The 22450-nt window shown below is 48.9% G+C and carries 12 protein-coding genes; 9 read left to right on the top strand and 3 right to left on the bottom strand.

All coding sequences use genetic code 11. The annotated features are described in order from the left end of the window. Positions 1–941: calcium-binding protein (locus tag QUA07_RS27660; RefSeq protein ID WP_333331803.1), on the top strand; the 941-nt coding region annotated here is incomplete at its 5' end. A 130-nt stretch (positions 942–1071) separates the two neighbouring features. Here QUA07_RS27660 and QUA07_RS27655 read toward each other — a convergent pair. Continuing rightward, the gene (locus tag QUA07_RS27655) at positions 1072–2028 is read right to left on the bottom strand and encodes a glycosyltransferase family 2 protein (protein ID WP_333331801.1); all 957 of its coding nucleotides are present in this window, start codon (positions 2026–2028) and stop codon (positions 1072–1074) included. Between the two features lie 101 nt (positions 2029–2129). Further along, entirely contained in the window at positions 2130–3101 is a 972-nt protein-coding gene (locus QUA07_RS27650) for a glycosyltransferase (protein WP_333331799.1), read from the bottom strand. Between the two features lie 186 nt (positions 3102–3287). On the opposite strand from QUA07_RS27650, the gene cobU reads away from it, so the two are divergent. The 8 genes from cobU (at position 3288) to QUA07_RS27610 (ending at position 14855) form a co-directional block, all read left to right on the top strand. Next, entirely contained in the window at positions 3288–3863 is a 576-nt protein-coding gene (gene cobU / locus QUA07_RS27645; protein WP_333331797.1) for a bifunctional adenosylcobinamide kinase/adenosylcobinamide-phosphate guanylyltransferase, read from the top strand. Between the two features lie 277 nt (positions 3864–4140). Next, entirely contained in the window at positions 4141–4563 is a 423-nt protein-coding gene (locus QUA07_RS27640; protein WP_333331794.1) for a hypothetical protein, read from the top strand. 77 nt (positions 4564–4640) lie between these two features. Next, entirely contained in the window at positions 4641–6710 is a 2070-nt protein-coding gene (locus tag QUA07_RS27635) for an AarF/ABC1/UbiB kinase family protein (protein WP_333331792.1), read from the top strand. Between the two features lie 439 nt (positions 6711–7149). After that, the gene (locus tag QUA07_RS27630) at positions 7150–9960 is read left to right on the top strand and encodes a DNA methyltransferase (protein ID WP_333331790.1); all 2811 of its coding nucleotides are present in this window, start codon (positions 7150–7152) and stop codon (positions 9958–9960) included. Further along, positions 9957–10976, top strand: a complete 1020-nt coding sequence (locus tag QUA07_RS27625) for a DNA-binding protein (RefSeq protein ID WP_333331787.1) — start codon at positions 9957–9959, stop codon at positions 10974–10976. Before QUA07_RS27630 ends, QUA07_RS27625 begins: the two co-directional genes overlap by 4 nt. 3 nt (positions 10977–10979) lie before the next feature. After that, the gene (locus QUA07_RS27620; protein ID WP_333331785.1) at positions 10980–11435 is read left to right on the top strand and encodes a type II toxin-antitoxin system death-on-curing family toxin; all 456 of its coding nucleotides are present in this window, start codon (positions 10980–10982) and stop codon (positions 11433–11435) included. Between the two features lie 116 nt (positions 11436–11551). Then, entirely contained in the window at positions 11552–13672 is a 2121-nt protein-coding gene (locus QUA07_RS27615) for a DEAD/DEAH box helicase (protein WP_333331783.1), read from the top strand. Continuing rightward, positions 13665–14855: a GIY-YIG nuclease family protein gene (locus tag QUA07_RS27610; RefSeq protein WP_333331780.1), complete on the top strand. Its 1191-nt coding sequence runs from the start codon at positions 13665–13667 to the stop codon at positions 14853–14855. Before QUA07_RS27615 ends, QUA07_RS27610 begins: the two co-directional genes overlap by 8 nt. Positions 14856–15085: 230 nt before the next feature. Here QUA07_RS27610 and QUA07_RS27605 read toward each other — a convergent pair whose 3' ends face one another. After that, entirely contained in the window at positions 15086–22333 is a 7248-nt protein-coding gene (locus tag QUA07_RS27605; RefSeq protein ID WP_333331778.1) for a hypothetical protein, read from the bottom strand. Between the last annotated feature and the right edge of the window lie 117 nt (positions 22334–22450).

The raw sequence follows: 22450 nt of genomic DNA, 5'->3' as shown, positions 1-22450 counted from the left end.
CATCGGTAACGCCAACACCAACAACCAACAACATCCCCAATGACGACTGCATCTGCGATGACATTGCCTATCCCAACTTAAACCAACCTAACTCAGTTGAAAACACCATACTTGGTGTATCGTCCATTCAAATAGGCACTGCCCAAAACGAGGAATTTCTCGGCACTAACAACGGCAATATATTCGATGCCAAATCAGGGAATGACAACTTATATGGTGGTGCCAGCAACGACATCTTTAATGGCAATCAAGGCAACGACTTCATCACCGGAGGAAAAGGTGACGACATCCTCTATGGAGATGAAGGAAACGACATCGTTCTTGGCGAATTGGGCAACGATTTAATCTTCGGAGGCAAAGGCAATGACTTGTTACATGGCCGCGAAGGTATTGACATCATTTATGGCAATAAAGATGATGACTTCATCGATGGTGGCAAGGATAATGACACCTTATTTGGAGGCAAAGGAAATGACATCGTGCTTGGTAGTCAAGGTGATGACTACCTGTTTGGACAGTTAGGTTCGGATACTATCTGCGGCGGTGAAGGTAATGACTTAATTAGCGGTAACGAAGCAGCCGATATCCTGGGAGGATGTGAAGGAAATGATACTCTTTATGGAGGGGAAGATAATGATACTCTCCTGGGGGGGAAAGGTGATGATCTCCTTTACGGAGACTTGGGGAATGATAGTTTGATTGGCGGTAGTGGCAATGATATCTTTGCCTTAAAAGCTGGTCAAGGATTTGATATAATCGCTGATTTTACCGTGGGTCAAGATTTGATTGGATTAAGCGGCGGTTTGAGTTTTGGTCAGTTAGCCATAACTCAAAATACTCAGGGAACTCTGATCAAAAATGTCTTGACCGGAGAGGAGTTAGGTGTGATGATTGGAGTGAGTGCCAATTCGATTACATCGGCTAATTTCCTGCTGGTTTAAGGAAAGGAAGGAAAAGTGCGATCGCCCATTCGATAAAATAAGGGCGATTGCACTTAACCCAAATCAACATTTATCGGCGTTCATCTGCATCAATCCGCCGCCATCGGCGGTTAAAATCCGCTACCTACTATTACGGCAATTTCACTTCAGTCTCTTGACTGATAACTACTGGTGGCGACAGAGGCGGTTGAGATTCTGCCACATTCAACTGACCGCCACAACAGCGCAATTCGTAAAGTTTGGCATTAATTTGATACTCATACTGACTCAATAACCTTGCATAAATATAGCCAGCTTTTCCATCCAAAAAGCCGAGCTGAATGAAGTAAAATAAAATAAATCTGAGCATTGGTTTAAAAGGCAGCCGCACCCAAACTTTTTTGAGAAAGCGTTTTCGCTGCACTGCATCTCCAAATAAGTGAGCGCCAATAGTACCGCTGTCGTCGCGCCCTTCAATTATATTGTAATAAACACGAGCTTCCCAATTAGAATATCGGTTGTGCCGTTCTATCCAGTGAAATAAATCGCGGTAATCCTCGTGGATCATGTCATTTTTTAAGTAGCCGACTTGACCAGCTAAAATGACGTGTTCGTGAACTTCGTTGTCGCCAGTATTGGGGACGGATTCAGTGCCTAGATTTTCGTAACGGCCTTTTTGATGCTTGAACAAACGCAAATTCCAGTCGGGATATCGGCCGCCGTAACGCAGCCATTGACCTAAAAAGAAGACTTTGCGGTTGAGGTAGTAGCCGTCAAAGTTGGGGTCTTCGATCGCCCGCGCGATTTCGTCCCAAAGTTCTGGCGGGATGCGCTCGTCGCAATCGACAATTAATACCCATTCGTTGCGAAAGGGCAGATTGTCCAATGACCAATTTTTCTTTTTCGGCCAGCGGTTGTCAAAGTAAAACTGCACAACTTTTGCGCCGGTGCTGATGGCAATTTCCACCGTACGATCGCTACTTTGGGAATCAACCATGAAAACTTCATCCGCCCTGGCAATGCTGGCCAGACACGCAGGTAGATTAAGTTCTTCGTCTTTTGCCGGAATGAGAACTGAAACCGGAATCTTGGATGAACTAGATGTCATAATCGAGTGCTTGAACCTAAATGCGGTCGAGTTTTGGTGAATGAAGTGCGATCGGCACAGCCGCGCCGACGACTTGAGCAGCGAGGGATATTGCCTATAGCCTAATGCCTACTGGTCGATTTCGGTGCAAAAATTAGGCCGCGGATGGCTGCGCTCAAATAACCGATTTGACCCCAGGCAAAAACGAAATTTTCAAAGCGCAGCCCTGGATCTCTAATATATTTAAAAGACTTCCAGACACCCCTCAAGATTCTTTCACCCCCCCGCCCAAGCTGAGCAATACCGGCTCGATCGGACAATTGTTCGCGATAACACTCGCTGATGCCTTGCCACCACCCGCGCTCTAGGAACCAAGCTTTGTTGAGCCTTTCTGCTGCGACATGGTGAAGCACCAGGGCCTCCGGTAGATAAACTACTTGCCAACCTAACTCTAAAGCTAATTCTGTGGCCCGCAACTCTTCATTTGACAACAGTTTGGTGCCGACTCTACCGAGTTTGACATCGAAGCCGCCAATTTGTTCGAGAAAAGCGCGCCGGATTGAGTAGTTTACTCCCCTGGGAGTCAAACCGGGAGCAGTCACGTACAGGCAAGTATCGCCTAAATCATATGCTCCCAAGTTCTGGGCCAATCCGGGTGACAGCCATTCGGGCGGGCTGACTCCAGAAGGCCAGAGCAAATTGACTTTGCCACCAGCTACGGCGAGTTTTTGATTGCTTTGATAAGCTGCGTGCAGCACCCTGAGCCAATTCGGCTCAGCAATAGCGTCGTCGTCGAGATAAGCTAATATTTCGCTGCGAGCTTGCTTAGCGCCGGTATTCCGCGCCACTGACAGACCGATTTCGGGTTCCCAGACGTACTTGAGGCGGCCATCGCCCAGTCTTGCTTCTACTACCTCGCGGGTGCGCGAAATCGAACTTTCGGGGCTGGCATAATCGCTAGAAGCGTTATCCACTACTACTACTTCAAAGTTGTCGGGAAAATCCTGTACCAGCAAGCTGTCGATCGCCCCACCTAAATAGGCGGCGCGATTGTGGGTGCAAATAATCGCTGATATCTGAGGATGATCTGGCATAAATAACAGCTTGGGAAATACGGGGGTTCTCGATCGACTTACTCTGATATTGTCTCAGCAATGCTATTATCGCTTAAAAAGCATTTGGTAGTTGGCAGTTTAAATGATAATTGGTAATTGGTAATTGGTAATTGGTAATTGTGTTTAATCCTTTGTATCTGACTAATGACTGCTGACTAATAACTAATGACTAACTCAGAACCCACCACATCTAGACAATTAATCTTAGTAACTGGGCCCGCCCGGAGTGGCAAAAGTGAATGGGCCGAAAATCTGGCGGCGGGTTCGGGAAAACAAATAATCTATGTGGCTACCAGTCGCGTTGATGAAGCGGATTTGGAGTGGCTTCGTCGCCTCGAGCAGCACCGAAATCGCCGTCCTGTTGATTGGACAACTCTAGAAGTGCCGATCGAATTATCAGCCGTTGTGCAAGCCGGCAAGCCCTCAGATTGCTTGTTAATTGATTCTCTGGGAACTTGGACAGCAAATCTTTTGGAACAAGAAACTGCTGTTTGGGCTACTACGCAGCAAGATTTGCTAGCCTGTTTGAAGTCGGCGGCGGCTGATGTAATTTTGGTAGGGGAAGAAACCGGATGGGGCGTTGTGCCTGCTTATCCGGCGGGGCGGCTGTTTCGCGATCGCCTCGGCACTCTCGTCCGCCACATCGGGGCGATCGCCGATAATGTTTATCTCGCCACCGGAGGTTACGCTTTGGATCTAAGGGCTCTGGGTACCCCGCTGCCGCCCGTAGCGAAAAATTAACAGCCGGAGTCGCGATCGACAATAGAGAAAACATATCGGTTTCCCGATGGACAATTTTAACTGAAAATCAGGTATAATTTTCACTAAGATTGAAAACTCAAGAGTCACATAAATTAGTCAAAAAACATACTCCCTAGGGGGAATAGCCCAACAATTTGACAGGAGGAATAGCCAAATTTTGAAATTAGGTAAAAGATAAAATGTCTGTTAAGAAAGAGTGCTAAATTCAAATTAAAAGTCTAAACTAATCAATTAGTTGAAGGGTGGAATAAAAGTTATGGCATCAGATAGTGAAGTAAGAAAATATATTGCTTACTGGTTTCAGTTAGGCAAAAAAGTATTAATTTACAACGGTTCCGAAGCGCTGCTGCCCCAATCGGTAAATGCGGGCGATCGCTACAGCCAGGAATTTGAAGACTGCTGGCAAAAAATCATCTCCCGCGACAGCGGAGACTGTTACCTCGAAGGCACAAACGAAACAATTGCCCAACTGCTGACACCAGCTTGGGAAATCAGTGGCTGCGCGCGCTGCGCTATGCCCGTAGTGTTCAAAAAAACCGGAATGCCCCCGGAGTTCTGTCCCTGTAACGACTTACCGAACTGGCCCGATACCGAAATGCCCCAACCTCGATCGCCCGTCAGCAGCCAATCGCAACTATCAGGCATTCGCGATCGACTCAACCGATCCAGCGGCGAGTAAGTATATAAGAAGGAAGAAGGGTGTTCTTCCTTAAATTGTTACAATATATTTACAATGCTTCACACTAGGTCTGATTTATGAATGTCAAGACAGTATCGCCAGCCTCCCCGCAAACTTATGCAAATTCAGGGACTCAGGCTGTACTCGGCAATCTCCAAGATGCAAATACAATTCCCCTGCAAGCAGTACCAGTATCACTAGAGACCGAGGTCGTAACGGACGATCGGCTCAAATCAGCCAGAGACATAGCTTTCGAGTTGGCCGGAGATGCTGTTCGGTACGATCCAGTGGCGATCGCAGCCCTGTACCGAAATCGACCTCTACAAGTCTGGGGAAGGCTGTCGAGCGTTGTTTGGACATTTTTTAGCTTTGCCTTCAGTTTGTGGTTCGACGGCAAAACAGGTCGCACCCTCAAGAACGAAAAGCGTCGCGCCGTCCGACTGCGAGAGATTCTGGCCCAACTCGGCCCAGCTTTCATCAAAATCGGACAAGCACTCTCAACACGGCCCGACTTAGTACCGCCAGTATATTTAGAAGAACTAACAACGCTGCAAGACCAACTGCCAGCATTTCCGAACGAAGTAGCATATCAATTCATCCAAGAAGAATTGGGCGCCCACCCCAAAGACATCTACGCAGAAATCAGCCCAGATCCGATCGCCGCAGCTTCCCTCGGACAAGTCTACAAAGGCAAACTAAAAACCGGAGAAACAGTCGCCATCAAAGTCCAGCGACCTGGTTTAGCCGAAAACATCGGCTTAGATATCTACATCCTGCGGCGCGTTGCAGTTTGGGCACAAAACAACTTCAAAGTAATTCGCAGTGACCTTGCAAGCATTATGGACGAGTTGGGCGAGCGCATTTACGAAGAAATGGACTACACCCACGAAGGTCAAAATGCCGAACGGTTTGCCCAACTATACGGGCACATCAAAGACATTTATGTTCCCAGCATCTACTGGGAATATACCCGCCGTCGCGTCTTAACAATGGAGTGGATCACCGGCATCAAACTTACGAATTTAGAAGCCGTTAAAGCTCAAGGAATCGACGCTCCTTACTTAATTGAAGTGGGGGTGCAGTGCTCTCTCAGACAACTTCTAGAACACGGTTTCTTTCACGCCGACCCGCATCCCGGCAATCTTTTGGCAACTCCTGACGGTCAATTAGCTTATCTCGATTTCGGGATGATGAGCGAAGTTAAACCTTATCAGCGATACGGCTTGTTGGAAGCTGTGGTGCATTTGGTGAACCGCGACTTTGAAGGTTTAGCAAAAGATTATGTCAAGTTGGAATTTTTAACGCCCGATACGGATTTGACGCCAATTATTCCAGCTTTGGCGGGCGTTTTTAACAATGCTTTGGGTGCTAGCGTTGCCGAACTCAATTTCAAAAGCATTACTGACGAGCTTTCGGCGGTGATGTACGAATATCCTTTCCGAGTTCCAGCTTACTATGCTTTGATTATTCGATCGCTCGTTACGTTAGAAGGGATTGCCATCAACGTTGATCCAGAATTCAAAGTGCTCAGCAAAGCCTATCCTTACGTTGCAAAACGGCTGTTGAGCGACCCTGCACCGGAATTGAGAGCATCCCTGCAAGATTTGCTGTTCAAACAAGGCGAATTCCGCTGGAACCGCTTAGAAAACTTGCTCAACAATGCCCGCGAGAGCGATGATTACGATGTCAGCAAAATCTTGAACCAAGCTTTAGAATATTTATTTTCCGAAAGAGGAGATTTTATTCGCGATCGTATTGTCCTCGAATTAGTCAAGAGTCTCGACACACTTTCCACCAACGCTTTTGCTAACGCCAAAGCAGTCGTCGGCGAATGGTTTGGAGTCAAGGCAAATCAACCTGTGGTTTCACAAACCGAACAAAAAAACTTAGAACATATCAAGCGGATTTGGGATATTTTGCAATCAACTCCCGGTTTTGACGGCATGAAAGTATTGCAGCTACTTCCGCAGTTGTTGGTGAAACCGGAAGTGCAGAACATGGGGCAGAAAGTAGTCGGCGGTTTAGCTCAAAGAGCAGTTGCTAGGGTAATTCGTGAGTTTTTGCTTTCGCAGGAACCGGATGCGATTCCCGTGAAAGGAAGCTATGCTAAAACTTCGCCTCAGTTGTCTTTACCTGCTGCGAAGTAGTTTAATTGGGCGTTTTTAACCGCAGATATTAGCAGATAAACACAGATGAACGCAGATGAAATTTCGTCTGCGTTCTTTTAATTAAGCTTATGCTGTAGCTGCTGGTAATATCGTTTCCGGTAGCATCGGAATTATATCATGTCCGGTCGATCGACCGCGATTTTTGTAGGAGTTCCCCTCACCAAGAATATCTGCCAATAATTGACAATCTCAAAAACCCGCCCGACCGGGATACTATAATTAATCGATCGCACATGATATTAATAGACATTGGGTTCCCAGAGATTTTCTGGGCATTTCTACGATCGCAGAGTTAATCATCGGTAGTGTCGCTTGAACTCAGAAGATCGATCGACAAATCAGGTAAAATCCAAAATTGCGTTATGAGGCGATAATGGAACCTCTGAGCTACCGCCCCTGAGCTACCTATGGTCGAAGTATGAATGCAGTCGAAATCGAAGAAGCAGTTTCCAGGCTGGCTGAAGCGCCCTTTGACTCGGAAGAGTTCCCCTTTGCCTTCCTCGAAGCCTTTGGTAACAAGCCGACGACTCTCAAGCGGCTCAAAAGCAAAAGCGGTGGCTCAAACCAATCGGATCTCGGTGGCTTGCTCCAGCGTAACAATATCCATGTGAAGGTTTGCCCGGAAGGCGAGGTGACAAACACCCTCACGGCGTTGCGGGATAGTGCGGCGACGGCTCGGTATAAGGTTAAGTTTATCCTGGCCACCGATGGCAAAAGTTTTGAGGCGGAAAACCTCGCTGATGGGGAGATAGTCGCTTGCGATTACCCGGACTTTCACAACCATTTCGGTTTTTTCCTGCCCTTGGCGGGCATTACGACAGTCAAGCAGATCCGGGAGAATGCCTTTGATATCAAGGCTACGGGGCGCCTCAACCGCCTGTATGTGGAGCTGCTGAAGGAGAACCCGGAGTGGGACAAGGCCGATCGCCGGGAAGCGTTAAATCACTTCATGGCGCGACTAATCTTCTGTTTCTTTGCGGAGGATACGAATATCTTTCACAGCAATGCCCTCTTCACTGCCACGATCGAACAAATGAGTGCCAGTGATTCGTCGAATACGCACGAGGTGCTGTCGGAGATGTTTCGGGCGATGTGTACGCCGCTTAAGGATCGGGAGGCGGCGAAGATTCGCAATTGGGCAGATAGATTCCCCTATGTGAATGGAGGGCTGTTTTCGGGTGGGGTGGCGGTGCCGCGTTTTAGCAAGATTGCCCGATCGTACTTACTTCATGTTGGCAATCTGGACTGGACAAAGATTAATCCCGATATTTTCGGCTCGATGATTCAGGCGGTGGCGGATGATGAGGAGCGCGGTGCGTTGGGGATGCACTACACCAGTGTGCCGAATATCCTCAAGGTGTTGAATCCGCTGTTTTTGGATGATTTGCGGGAGCAATTGGAGGCAGCGGGGGAGAATGCCCGTAAGTTGCTGAATTTGCGGCAGCGGATGGCGCGGATTCGGGTGTTTGATCCGGCTTGTGGATCGGGGAATTTTCTGGTGATTGCGTATAAGAAGATGAGGGAAATTGAGGCGGAGATTAATCGTCTTCGGGGTGAGCCCGATCGCAAGTCTGAGATTCCGCTGACGAATTTTCGGGGAATTGAATTGCGTCACTTTTCCTGTGAGATTGCGCGGTTGGCGTTGATTATTGCCGAGTATCAATGTGATGTGATGTATCGAGGGCCAAAGCTGGCGCTGGCGGAGTTTTTGCCGCTCAAAAATGATAACTGGATTACCTGTGGGAATGCGTTACGGTTGGATTGGTTGAGTCTTTGTCCGCCGACGGGGGCGGGGGTGAAGGTACAGCGGGAGGATTTGGATTTGTTTGGCGAGATGCGGGAAGTGGCGGAGATTGATTTTGAGAATGAGGGCGGGGAGACTTATATTTGTGGGAATCCCCCATACAAAGGAGGTACAGAACAGAACGCCGAGCAAAAAGCAGATATGTCTTTGGTATTTGATGGGGCAACTAATACTTGGAAATCATTGGATTATGTATCTGGTTGGTTTTACAAGTTTGCTCTGTACGTTCAGCATACATTAGCTTCTTGTGCGTTTGTGAGTACAAACTCCATTTGTCAGGGGGAACAAGTAGCTCGGCTATGGCCTTTAATCTTCTCCAAGGGAGCAGAAATCATTTTTGCTCATACATCATTTAAATGGGCAAACTTGGCAGCCCACAATGCAGGTGTAACAGTTGTAATTATTGGTCTTTCAAATAATTTAAGCAGTCATCGGCTTATCTTTGAAGATAGTGGCGGAAGTATACCTAGCAAGAGAGTTGTTTTAAATATCAACGCCTACCTCGTTGCTCAGCAAAACGTCATTGTCGAAGCCTTAACACGACCGATGACGTTGGTTTCAGAAATGCTTAACGGGAACAAACCTGTCGATGGTGGTTTCCTAATACTGAGTCACGATGAGGCGCAGGACTTTATAAATATCGATCGGAGAAGTAAGCATTTTGTCAGGCCATTTCTTGGTTCATCTGAGTTTATTAAAGGAGACCAAAGGCATTGTATTTGGGTAACGGAGGATCAGAAGGATTTAGCACTTTCAATTCCTGCTATTAGAGACCGGGTGAATCGAGTTGCGGAGTTTCGCTCTCAAAGTAAAAAAGAGCTAACGCAGCGAGGGAAAAATACCCCTTACGAGTTCCAACAGGTTCGCCAGAGAGGTAATGAGCTAGCTGTTGTGGTGCCTCGCCATAGCTCGGAAAACCGTGAATATCTCCCGTTTACATTGCTTTCACAGGGCGCAATTGTTGGTGATAGTGCTTTCGCATTATTTGATCCCCCACTCTGGAACATGGCACTGATCGCCTCACGCCTTCACCTAGTCTGGATCGCCACCGTCTGCGGCAAGCTAAAAACAGACTTTCGCTACTCCAACACCCTCGGCTGGAATACCTTCCCCGTCCCCACCCTCACCGACCAAAACAAAACTGACCTCACCCGCTGCGCCGAAGATATCCTGCTAGCGCGAGAGCAGTATTTCCCAGCCACGATCGCCGATATGTACGATCGCGATCGTATGGATACCGAATTCCCTCTGGTTAGGGAAGCGCACGATCGTAACGACGAAATCCTGGAACGAATCTACATTGGTCGCCGCTTCAAAAACGACACCGAACGCCTCGAAAAACTGTTTGAATTGTACACAAAAATGACCAGTCAGCCAGCGCCCCTCAACAAGTCTGCCAAACGTAAAACCAAAGGAGAAAAATGATGATGGCAAAAGATTTAACTTCATCGCCACTCGATCGCCAAAATATTCTCAACAATCGCTATGCCCTAGAAAAAATAGAAGAATACTTAGGATTAGGAGGCACTTACTATGAAGAAGAACTGCTATTTACCAAACAACAACTGATTGAAATTTTCGGTATCAGCGAAAGTACAATTGAAAAGTATCTATCCAGTCACAACGATGAGCTGAAGACTAATGGCTATAGGGTGCTACGAGGCCAGAAACTTCGAGATTTCAAGGCTTTGCTGGATGTCTCCGTAACTGATTACGGTAACAAAACCCCGACATTAGGTGTGTTCACCTTTCGGGCAACCCTCAATCTAGCGATGGTGCTGGTAGAGAGCGATCGGGCCCGTGCAATTCGATCGCGCATCTTAGATATCGTCATTGACGTAATGGCAGAACGGGCAGGCGGACATACCAAATATATTAACCAGAGAGATAACAATTACTTACCAGCAGTCTATCAAGAATTTAGCTATCGTAAAACCTTTACCGATGCCCTTGATAATTACCTCGACATGGGTAAATTTAAGTATGGCATTTACACCAACAAAGTGTATCAGATTGTTTTCCGAGAGAAAGCCGAAGAATATAAGCAGATATTAAGTTTGGGTAAAAACGATTGTCCCCGTGATACCATGTATGCCGAAGTTCTCATCGCCATTGCCAGTCTAGAGAATGGTTTGGCAGCAGAATTGAAAGCCGAGTCAGAAAAGGTGGGACGAAAGCTGAAACAGAAAGAGGTTGATTCGCTATTTGAATCGGCAGAGGAAAACCCCTATCTAAAACCCATTATTGAAGATGCCCGCATCAAAATGGCCAGTCGCGATCTAGGCTTTCGGGATGCTCTGCATCAAAAATTAGAAGCCTATATCCAAAGTGTTCCAGAGAGTGACTTTGAGAAATTTTTAGGAGAAACCAGCCGTTCTTTAGAAGAGCAACTTTCCGATCCGGCTCTTTTGGCTGTATTTAAGCGATTGAAGGATCGGTAAGTTATGGCAGCAGCTTTTTTTTACTTTGACATTCACTATGCGATCGAGCTGCATGATTGGATTATCGAAAACTCAGGCGGCTTTCCGGGTTCTAATAATCCGAGTCTACTAGAGAGCGCATTAGAACATATTCAAAACGATCTCTATTATCCTGAGATTCACCACAAGTTAACTCACCTAGTTTTTGCTGTCAACAAGTTTCATGCTTTTTATGACGGAAATAAACGCTCTAGTATTGCATTGGGAGCTTATTTTCTAAAGCTCAATGGTTACGATTTTGTGGTAAGAAAGTTTGTCCTAGAAATGGAAAATATCGCCGTCTGGATAGCAGAAGGAAAAATTTATAAAGAGTTTTTATTAGAACTGATTGAGTCTCTTATTTTCGAGGAAGATTTCAGTGAAGAACTTAAGTTTAAGTTAGCGCTTGCTGTCATGGGCGATATTGATTCTAATGGTTAGCTTAGCTAGAGCAGAGTCGTTACCTCCCTTTTTGGGCGTAAAAGTGCTTTAACGCAAATCGATGCTGGCGAGTATCGAAGTCTAAAACGCATACATATCAACAAAAAAGTGCTTAAATGCAAACCGATTTTAGCAAGTCTCAAAGAAAAAAACTCCCACCCATGAGCAAACCGATCGCGATTCCCTCAGTTTCCGTCACCTACGCCCAGGATGGCACCTCCACCCGCCCCAACGCCCTCGGTATGCGCCCGATGCAAGAACGCGCCTACCAAAAGCGCGGCGAACAATACCTCCTGATCAAATCGCCCCCCGCCTCCGGCAAAAGTCGCGCATTGATGTTCATCGCCCTCGACAAACTAGAGAACCAGAACCTCAAACAAGCTATCATCGTCGTGCCAGAAAAGGCGATCGGCTCCAGCTTCCACGATGAGCCGCTGAGTCAGTTTGGCTTTTGGGCCGATTGGCAAGTTGAACCGAAGTGGAATCTCTGCGACGCACCGGGAAACGACGGCGGCAAAGTGGGCGCGGTGCAGAAGTTTCTAGCCAGCAGTTCCAAGATTCTGGTCTGCACTCACGCCACATTCCGCTTTGCCGTGGACAAATTCGGTATCGAAGTTTTAGACGATCGCCTAATCGCCATAGACGAATTTCACCATGTTTCGTCCAACCCAGACAACAAGCTGGGCGATCGTGTCCGCCAACTCATGGCCCGCGACAAAACCCACATCATAGCCATGACCGGCTCCTACTTTCGCGGCGATGCCGAAGCCGTCTTGCACCCCGAAGACGAATCCCGATTCGATACCGTCACCTACACCTACTACGAACAGCTCAACGGCTACCAATACCTGAAGCAACTCGACATTGGCTACTACTTCTACGCGGGTAGCTACACCGACGAAATCGTGCAGGTGCTAAACCCCAAAGAGAAAACCATCCTGCACATTCCCAACGTCAACTCCCGCGAAAGTACGAAGGACAAGATCCGCGAGGTGGAGCACATCATCGAGGAACTGGGCGAATGGCAAGGCACCGATCCCAACACGGGATTTCAACTCGTCAAAACCGCCGACGGCACGATCCTCAAGATTGCCGATCTAGTAGACGACGACCCCACCAAACGGGATAAAGTCGCCACCGCCCTAAAAGACCCCACCCATAAGAACAATCGCGATCGTGTGGACATCATCATCGCCCTCGGCATGGCGAAAGAGGGTTTCGATTGGATCTGGTGCGAGCACGCCCTGACGATCGGCTACCGCTCCAGTTTGACGGAGATTATTCAGATTATCGGTCGCGCCACCCGCGATGCACCAGGGAAAACCCGCGCTCGGTTCACCAACCTGATTGCCGAGCCGGATGCCGCCGAATCTGCCGTCACCGAGGCAGTGAACGACACGCTCAAAGCCATTGCAGCCAGCCTACTGATGGAGCAAGTGCTCGCGCCGCGCTTCGAGTTCAAACCCAAGCGCCCCGACAATCAACCAACACCCGGTTTCGACTACGGGGAAGATGGTTACAATCCTGGCAAGTGCAACGTGGGCATCAATCCAGAGAGAGGCCTGATTCAAATGGAAATTAAGGGATTAGCCGAACCCAAGAGCCCGGAAGCCGAACGCATCTGCCGCGAAGACTTGACCGAACTGGTGACGGCATTTGTCCAAGATAAGCCAGCGATCGAGCGCGGCCTGTTTGATGAAGAATTGGTGCCGGAAGAACTAACCCAAGTTCGCATGGGCAAAATCGTCAAAGAGAAGTTCCCAAATCTAGAAGCGGAAGATCGAGAAGCCGTCCGCCAACACGCGATCGCCGCCCTAACCCTCGTCCAACAAGCTAAAAAAACCATGAACGAAAGTGGTGGGCAGTACGCCACAAATCCTGGTGGTGGGGAATCAGCGAAAAACACCTCACTCCTCGATGGGGTGAGGAAGTTCGCCCTATCGGTAACAGACCTCGATATGGATCTGATCGATCGCATCAATCCCTTTGGCGAAGCCTATGCCATCCTGGCTAAGTCCATGAGCGAAGAACGGCTGAAGCAGGTGGCAGAAGTCATTGCGGCTAAGCGAGTAACCCTTAGCGTGGAAGAAGCGCGGGAATTAGCCAAACGGGCGCTGCGGTTCAAGCAAGAAAAAGGCAGGTTGCCCTCTCTCACAGCAGTCGATCCCTGGGAAAAACGGATGGCAGAAGGAGTTGCCTTCCTGCAACGCAAAGTGAAGGAGGAAACTAATGCCTAAGTACACCACCGATGATGATTTGGAATTGCTCGGTGAATTGGGCATGGACATGACCCCCGAACCCTCCGGCCAGCGTTCTGCCAGAGAAGAGCGGATCATCGCAGGCTTTGAGGAGATCGAGCGGTTTGTGGAAGAATATGGCAGACTGCCCCAGCATGGGGAAGATCGCGATATCTTCGAGCGGCTTTATGCAGTACGGCTCGATCGCCTGCGAGAATCGGAGGAATGTCGCGCCGTCTTAGAACCGCTAGACTCACGCGGACTGTTAGATGCTGAGACTGATGCCAGCCTGAGCACAGTTCGCGATCTCACAGATGAAGCACTGCTGGCCTCCCTGGGAGTCGATGCAGCCTCAGAGAACGACGTTACCCAGCTTACTCATGTGCGATCGCGCAGCGAAATCAAAGCAGCCGAGGAAATCGCCCAACGGACTCCCTGTCAGGACTTTGATGAATTCAAACCCATCTTTGACAAAGTGCAACGGCAATTGCAGTCGGGGGAACGGCAAACCATCAAATACCAGGACTATGCGGCCGTCAAGGAAGGTGATTTGTTCATCCTTGATGGGCAGAAGGTGATGGTGGTCGATATGGGTGAGCCGTTTGTCAGCGACTATGGTCGATCGGACTGCCGGCTGAGAGTGGTTTATGACAATGCCACCGAGAGCGATTTGCTGTTGCGATCGCTCCAGCGTGCTTTAAATAAAGACAAGGCCAGCCGCCGCATCACCACCCCAGATTTCGGCCCCCTATTTTCCCATATTGAAGCAGCAGACGACTTACCAACTGGGTACATTTACGTGCTCAGGAGCCAATCGGATCACCCCTTCATTGCGAAGAATCGGTTTATTATTCACAAGATCGGCGTCACCGGAGGAGACGTAAAAAGCCGAATTGCCAACGCCAAGAAAGACCCCACCTATCTGCTAGCAGATGTGGAAATCGTCGCAAAATTTAAATTGGCAAATATGAACCGGAAGCGACTTGAGGCACTCCTTCAGAAGTTCTTCGCCAGCGCTCGATTGGATTTGGAATTACAGGATCGCTTCGGTATACCAGTGCAGCCAAGGGAGTGGTTCATGGTTCCACTAGAAGCCATTGAGGAGGCGATCGAAAAAATCAAGGAAGGAACCCTCGATCAATTTCGATACGATCGGGAAACAGCAAGTCTCACGCGATCGTAAGGCTCGATCGCAACAATAACTAATATCAAATCCCGTAGCATAATTATTCATATCTCTCTTCTCTCCCTCTGTGTCCTCTGTGTTCTCTGCGGTTAAATCATGACCATACAACGGTCAACGATCTAACCCAGATTTGGTATTACAAACCGCAAAAAACTGCAAAAAACCCGGTTTCTTCAAGAAACCGGGTTTTTAATGTATTCGATCGCCCTCAAGCAAACCTGCAATTACTACAAGGTAGAAGTGCCACTTAAATCGCTACTTGTTGGTAGCTGAATGGGACTCGGATTCGCATTGAGTAAGAGGTCAGATTCATTACCAGAAGGATTAGCAGTAGGAGAGATCGCACTACCAACACTCGTCGCTGTCAAAGGAATAATGGGCTGAGTTTGAGCGTTGGTTAGAGATGTTAACAAGCTATTAGAGTCGTAGATGAGAATGTCATCATCGATGCCGGTAAAGCTGTTCGTCGTTGGAATTGCACCGCCGTTTAGCAAGATGTCATCGGTGGTAGATGTGGCAGCAGTTGGTATTGAAATAGCTGGATTAGTAGCTGTTGTCACCAGTGGCTGACTAATTGGTGCAGTAGTCGTGCTAGTTGATTGGCTAATTGGTTCAGTAATCGTGCTGTCTGACTGACTAATTGCTGCGGTAGTCGTGCTGTTTGGCTGACTAATTGGTTCAGTAGTCTTGCTTGATGGGCTAGTGCTAGAACCGCTGTCGATCGCACTTAGAACATCGTCGCTATCAACAGGTTCGCCGGTTAAAAGATCGGTATCCGAGGGTGTATTGAAAGCTTCAGGAAGCGGGCCTCCGGGAGTGATGGAAATAAACCGAGAACTGTCGATCGCACTAAATTGAGTATCTTTCACCCAAGCTAAATGTTCGCCGGTGCTTGCGATGCTAATCAAGGCATCGTTAGTATAATTTTCGCCGCCTTGAACGATTTGCAATTGGTCAAAAGTGAGGTCTTGTGAGAGTCCGAAGTAATCGCGATCGGCCTGGAAGTAAACAATGTTATCGAGTCCCGAACTTGGTGCTAGCACAAATATGTCGGAACTACTGCCTCCAATCAGCGAATCTTGACCGTTGCCGCCCTTGAGCACGTTGTTACCTTCGCCACCGTAAACGCTGTCATCGCCATCGTTACCGTTGAGGCTGTCGTTGCCGCTGCCACCATTTAAGAAGTCGTTGCCATTACCGCCATCGAGGGTGTCATTACTGCTGCCGCCGTCGAGACTGTCATCGCCTTCGTTGCCCAACAGGTAGTCGCTGCCAGCTTCCCCAGTTAGCAAATCGTTGCCACAACCGCCGTCAAGGGTGTCCTTACCGGCACCTCCCAGCATGGTGTCGTCCTCGCATTCGCCGAACATTAAGTCGTCGCCGTTACCTCCGCCCATCCAGTCGTTGCCACCACCACCTGTGAGGGTGTCGTCGCCGGAATCGCCTGTGAGGGTGTCATCGCCGGAGTCGCCGACAACCATGTCGTTACTGGCCCCGCCGTCCATCAAGTCGGTTTCGTCGCCGCCGTAGAGGGTGTCTTCCCCTACTTCGCCTAACATCGTGTCTTGCCCTTGACTGCCAAACATCAAGTCGTTGCCGGCACCTCCGAAGAGTTTGTCATCGTCGATGCTGCCGTCAATTTTGTCGTTGCCGGCACCTCCTAATAATTGGTCGTTGCCCGTACCGCCGAACAGTTGGTCATTGCCGGCGCCGCCGTCTATGCTGTCGTAGCCGGAACCGCCATCGATTTTGTCTTCACCTGCTTCTCCAAAAATCAGGTCGTTGTCTTCGTCGCCCCAAATGTTGTCGCTGCCGGCGCCGCCGTTGATGAAGTCATCGCCGGCTTTTGCCCAAATGTTGTCGTTGCCGTCGCCGCCGAGAATCGAGTCTGCGCCGGAACCACCGTCGATGTTATCCTCTCCGGTTTGTCCGAGGAGGGTGTCGGCTGCATCTCCGCCGTAGATTTGGTCGCTGCCCCGGCCGCCGTCGATGAAATCTTGGTCTTCGCGGCCGTAGAGTTCGTCGTCGCCGTCGTTGCCGAATACGCGGTCATTTCCGGTACCGGCATCGAGGAAGTCGTTGTCGTCGTTACCTTCGAGGCTGTCGTTGCCAGATTGACCGAAAATTCGATCGCGCCCTTCTCCCCCTGCTAAAGTATCGTTGTTTGCCCCGCCGTCGATATAGTCGTCGCCGCTGTTGCCGTCGGCGATGTCGTTGCCGTCATTTCCGTAAATGCGATCGCGCCCTGCGCCCCCACTTAAGCTATCATCGTCTCCGCCACCTTCTAAGTAGTCGTCGCCATTGTTACCGGAGAGGGTATCTTTGCCGATTTGACCGAAAAGTCGATCGGCCCCTTCGCCACCATCAAGGCTGTCATTGCCGGATTCGCCCCGCAGAATGTCATCTCCGGTTTGTCCTAACAGCGTATCCTCGTTATCTCCACCCCACAGTTGGTCATTATCGGCATTGCCTTCTAAGAAGTCGTTGCCTTGGCGACCGTATAATTTGTCACTGCCATCATTGCCGGAGAGAGTGTCGTTTTCGGTACCGCCATCTACAAAATCGTCCTCTGTTCCGCCAGCTAGGGTATCATCGCCACCTTCCCCGTAGAGGCTGTCATTATTTTCGCCGCCGTCGAGTTGGTCGTTGCCTAAACCGCCGAATAGGCTATCGCTGCCGGATTCTCCCAGCAAATTGTCGTTGTCGTCTCCTCCCCAAAGGGTGTCGCTATCGTCGCCACCGAACAGGGTATCGAGGCCGGATTGACCGAAAATTCGATCGCGCCCTTGATTCCCCTCAAGCAAATCATTGCCGGAACCGCCATCAACAATGTCATCGCCCCGGTTGCCGATAACCGTATCATCACCGACTTGTCCGAACAGACTGTCGTTATTATCACCACCGTCGAGAATGTCGTTACCGTCGCCACCTTCGAGGGTATCGTTTTCAGTACCGCCATTGAGAGTATCGTTGCCGAATTCCCCAAAAAGTCGGTCTGTTCCTGAGTTGCCTTCCAGGATGTCATCGCCACCGAAGCCGTACAGAGTGTCGCTGTCAGCTTGACCCAGAAGGGTATCGTTACCGTCGCCTGCTAAGAGTGAGTCATTGCCGAAACCGCCTTCTAATAAATCCTTGCCAGCTTCGCCGAACAGGGTATCTTTGCCGTCGCCGCCGTAGAGGGAATCGTTACCTTCGCCAGCATCAAGGATGTCATCGCCGTTTTCCCCAAACAGGTAGTCATCACCAGCTTGGGCTGATAAAGTGTCATCGCCTTGACCACCCCAGAGATAGTCGTTGTCAATTCCAGCATCGAGAATGTCTTTGCCGTCTCCACCGTAGAGGGAATCGTTACCTTCGCCAGCATCCAGGATGTCATCGCCGTTTTCGCCGTAGAGGTAGTCGTTGCCAGCTTGGGCTGATAAAGTGTCGTCATCTTGACCACCCCAGAGATAGTCGTTGCCAATTCCAGCATCAAGAATGTCTTTGCCGTCGCCGCCATAAAGGGAATCGTTGCCTTCGCCAGCATCAAGGATGTCATCGCCGTTTTCGCCGTAGAGGTAGTCGTTGCCAGCTTGGGCTGATAAAGTGTCATCGCCTTGACCACCCCAGAGGTAATCGTTGCCAATTCCAGCATCGAGAATGTCTTTGCCGTCTCCACCGTAGAGACTGTCGTTGCCTTCGGCTGCATCGAGGATGTCGTCGCCCGCTTCGCCAAACAAGTTGTCATCACCTGCTTTGGCGTATAAAGTGTCATCGTCTTGACCACCCCAAAGTTGGTCGTTGCCGATTCCAGCATCGAGAATGTCTTTGCCGTCGCCACCGTAGAGGTTGTCGTTGCCTTCTGCTGCGTCGAGGGTGTCGTCGCCCGCTTCGCCAAACAGGTTGTCGTTGCCTTCTTTGCCGAGGAGGATGTCGGCATCGTCACCGCCATAGAGTTGGTCGTTGCCGAGGCCTGCATTCAGGGTGTCTTGGCCGATACCGCCGTAGAGTAGGTCGTTGCCTGTTCCGGCGTCTAGGGTGTCGTCGCCTGCATCGCCTGCGAGAGTGTCGTTGCCGGCTTCGCCGATGAGGGAGTCTTTTTCGTCGCCGCCTGAGAGTTGGTCGTCGCCGGTGCCACCGTAGATGAGGTCGGTGTCTCCTTCTCCGTAGAGTTTGTCGTTTTCGCCTTCGCCGTAGATGATGTCTTTGTCTTCGCCGCCGTACACAAAGTCGTCGCCAGCGCCGCCGTAGAGTAAGTCTTTGCCTGTTTCGCCAAAAATCGTGTCGTTGCCGTAACCAGCGTCTCCGGCAACGGTGTCGTCATCGCTACCGGCATAAATTAAGTCGTCGGCATCCCCACCTCGGATGTAGTCTTGACCGGCTTCGCCGTAAAGGGTGTCCCTGTCTTGATTGCCGTAGATGCTGTCGCCGCCTTCGCCGCCGTAGATTAGGTCGTTGCCGAATTCGCCGTAGAGTTTGTCGTTGCCGCCGAGTCCGTCAATGCGATCGTCCCCAGCATCGCCGGTGATAACATTAACCGTATCGTCGCCGGTAATATTATCGTCATGCCGAGAACCCGCGACGTTTTCAATGCCAGTAATTTTGTCTTGATTTCCCCAGCCGTCGGTAGCATCGCCTGTTTGTAAATTGACAGTAACGCCGTTCGGGTCGCGGCGGTAGCTGAGAATGTCGATGCCTTCTCCGCCGTAAAATGAATCATTGCCGGCATTGCCAATTAATAAATCGTTGCCTTCTAATGCCCAAATTCGGTTATCTTTTTCGTTACCAATTAAGATGTCTTCAAAGCGAGTACCGATGATGTCTTCTAAGTTTCTCAAAGCATCGGTAGTGCCAAAACCGTCTTTACCAGTACCAGCGGCAATTTCAAAATCCCGTTCGAGTTCGGTGTAGTATTCGCTGGGATTAACTGCGGTGACGAATTCTGTAAAGCGTTGGTTGGTGTTGTTGTCGTAGTCGCTATTTTCGTCAATATTAACGATAACGCCACTGGGAGAATTGATGTAATTAACGAGATCAACTCCTTCTCCGCCGTCAATTAAATCATCGCCGATTTCTCCGATTAACGAGTCATTGCCAGTACCGCCAAATAATTCGTCGTTGCCAGCGTTGCCGTTGAGAGTGTCATCGCCGGCTTGGCCTAAAAGTACGTCGTCATCGAAGCCGCCAAACAGGGTATCTTTGCCGTCGCCACCATCAATGTAGTCTTGGCCTTGACTGCCGAAAAGGTTGTCTTCGCCTGCTTGTCCGTAAATATCATCGTCGTCGGCCCCGCCATCAATGATGTCTTGGCCGTCGCCGCCTTCCAGCCAGTCATTGTTTTCGTTGCCTTGGATGACATCGTTGCCGGCTTGTCCGTAAATTCTGTCATCACCGGTATTGCCGGAAAGCAAGTCTTGGCCGTTGCCACCATCGATGAAGTCATCGTCGGCGTTGCCTTCTACGGTGTCGCTGCCATCTTGCCCGTAGAGGATGTCTTCGCCTTCATTGCCTTGGATAAAGTCGCGGCCGCTACCACCTTCGGCGTAGTCTTCGCCAGCGTTGCCTTGGATGATGTCGTTGCCGGATTGGCCGTAGAGTTTGTCATCGCCGCTGCCTCCGATGAGGATATCGTTGTCGCTACCGCCGTCTAGGATGTCGTCGCCATCTTCACCGTAGAGTAAGTCGTTGCCAGCTTCGCCGTAGAGTAAGTCGGCATTTAACCCACCATAAAGTTGGTCTTGGTCTTCGCCACCATATAAAGAATCGTTTCCGGCTTCTCCTTGTAACAAATCATCGCCTTCTTCGCCTCGTAAATCGTCATTTCCAGTGCCGCCATTGAGGATATCTTTGCCAGTTCCGCCGTAAAGAGAATCGTTGTTTTCTTCTCCTTTTAAGTCATCGTCTCCTTCTTCGCCGTAGAGTTTGTCTTCACCTTGGCCACCGTACAAGGAATCATTTTCAGTTCCGCCGTAGAGAGAGTCGTTGCCATTTTCTCCTCGGAGGTCATCGGCACCTTGTTCGCCGCGAAGTTCATCTTCACCATCGCCACCGTAGAGGAAGTCGTTATCTTGACCGCCGTAGAGAGAGTCGTTGCCGTTTTCTCCTCTTAAATCGTCGCTGCCTTCATCACCTCGAAGGTCATCATTGTCATCGCCTCCGTAAGCTGTGTCATTACCCGTGCCACCGTAGAATTTGTCGTCTCCTTTTTGTGCCCAAAAAAGGTCGTCTCCGCCTTGGCCATAGAAGATATCGCTGTAGTCACCGCCAGTCATTTGATCGTCAAAATTTGAGCCGCTGATGATTTCGATATTTCCGAGAGTATCGATGGTTTTCTCGCCTTTGACAACAAAGCCATCTTCAACTTTGTAAACATCAAATTTGTCATCAACTTTATCTGCCCAAACTTTAATTCCCATTGGGCTGCCGGAGTAATTAGCAGTATCACTTCCTGTTCCTGTTCCGCCGTCCAAAAAGTCGAATCCAGAGTCACCTGTTAAATTGTCGCTACTGTCATCTCCACCTTGTAAAACATCGTTGCGATCGCCCCCTTGAATATCACCATTTCCTTTGATCCAGTCATCATCTGGTGTAGGAATTGTGGTAATTGCTCCTTTAGCAAAATAAAATCCTTTAGGATGTAATTCGTAAGCTGTGCCTTTAAAAAAAGTTTGAACTTCAGGACGGCTGAAATAATTTTCAATTACGTGTGGTCCTAGAATTCCTCCTATGCTGGGTAGCATACTGAAAATCTTTCCAATTTTATCCCAGACAAATGGTTCTGAATTAAATTGAACTAACGTCACTGGATCTCCGGGATTTTTAATGTTGTTATCGGAGATTGTTGCTACTTTGTATTTAGAAATTCCCCCAGCATATAAATAACTTGTTGGCGAGCCCATTGCGAGAACACTTGTCCGAGGTAGAGGATTACCAGGAGCTCCCATATCAATAAGTCCATCTTCAAGAAAGAAATTTCCTTGAGAATGACCTAGTAAAATCAAAGAGTTATTTTGAAAGGGATTTTTTGTAGATGATGAAAACCAGTCTTTTGCATCACTCGTCCAGTCACTATTGATATGTTTGAATTTACTCTCTGCATACCAAAATTGCTCTAAAGCCTCTTTTAAGTCAGCAGGCGCTGCTTCTATCAAACTATCGATTATATCAGTGATTTCTCCAAATCCGGGAATAAATCCAGCAACTTCTTTGAAAAACATTAATGCTTTAGCTGTGAAGTCATCATCTTTCACTAAATCAATGGGATTTTCTAATTGGGTGAAACTTTCAGCTAACTCAAAACCTGATTTAATGATTTCAAAAAAATCAGCAATATCCTTGATGCCATCAAGTTCTTTTGCTAACTGAGTAACTTCTTCATCAGTAATATTTGTGCCATTTGCCAGAAGCTCATCATACTTTTTTTTAAGAGCATTATGTTTTTTAGACTGTTCGAGGATTCCAGCCAAAGAAATTTTTGATAAGGCATAGTTGAACAAAAATTTTCCTACAAAAATCCCTGCATCTGCTAAATCATTTGGGAGCGTGTCACTTTTGCGATGAGTATAAATACTCAGAAATACTAGGGCAGAGGTTTTGAGCTATTGTTGGGCAAA

The organism is Microcoleus sp. T3_A4 (assembly GCF_036700465.1).
Lineage (GTDB): Bacteria > Cyanobacteriota > Cyanobacteriia > Cyanobacteriales > Microcoleaceae > Microcoleus.
Note: the sequence above shows the minus strand (reverse complement) of the source record. Positions and strands in the feature narration are given on the sequence as shown.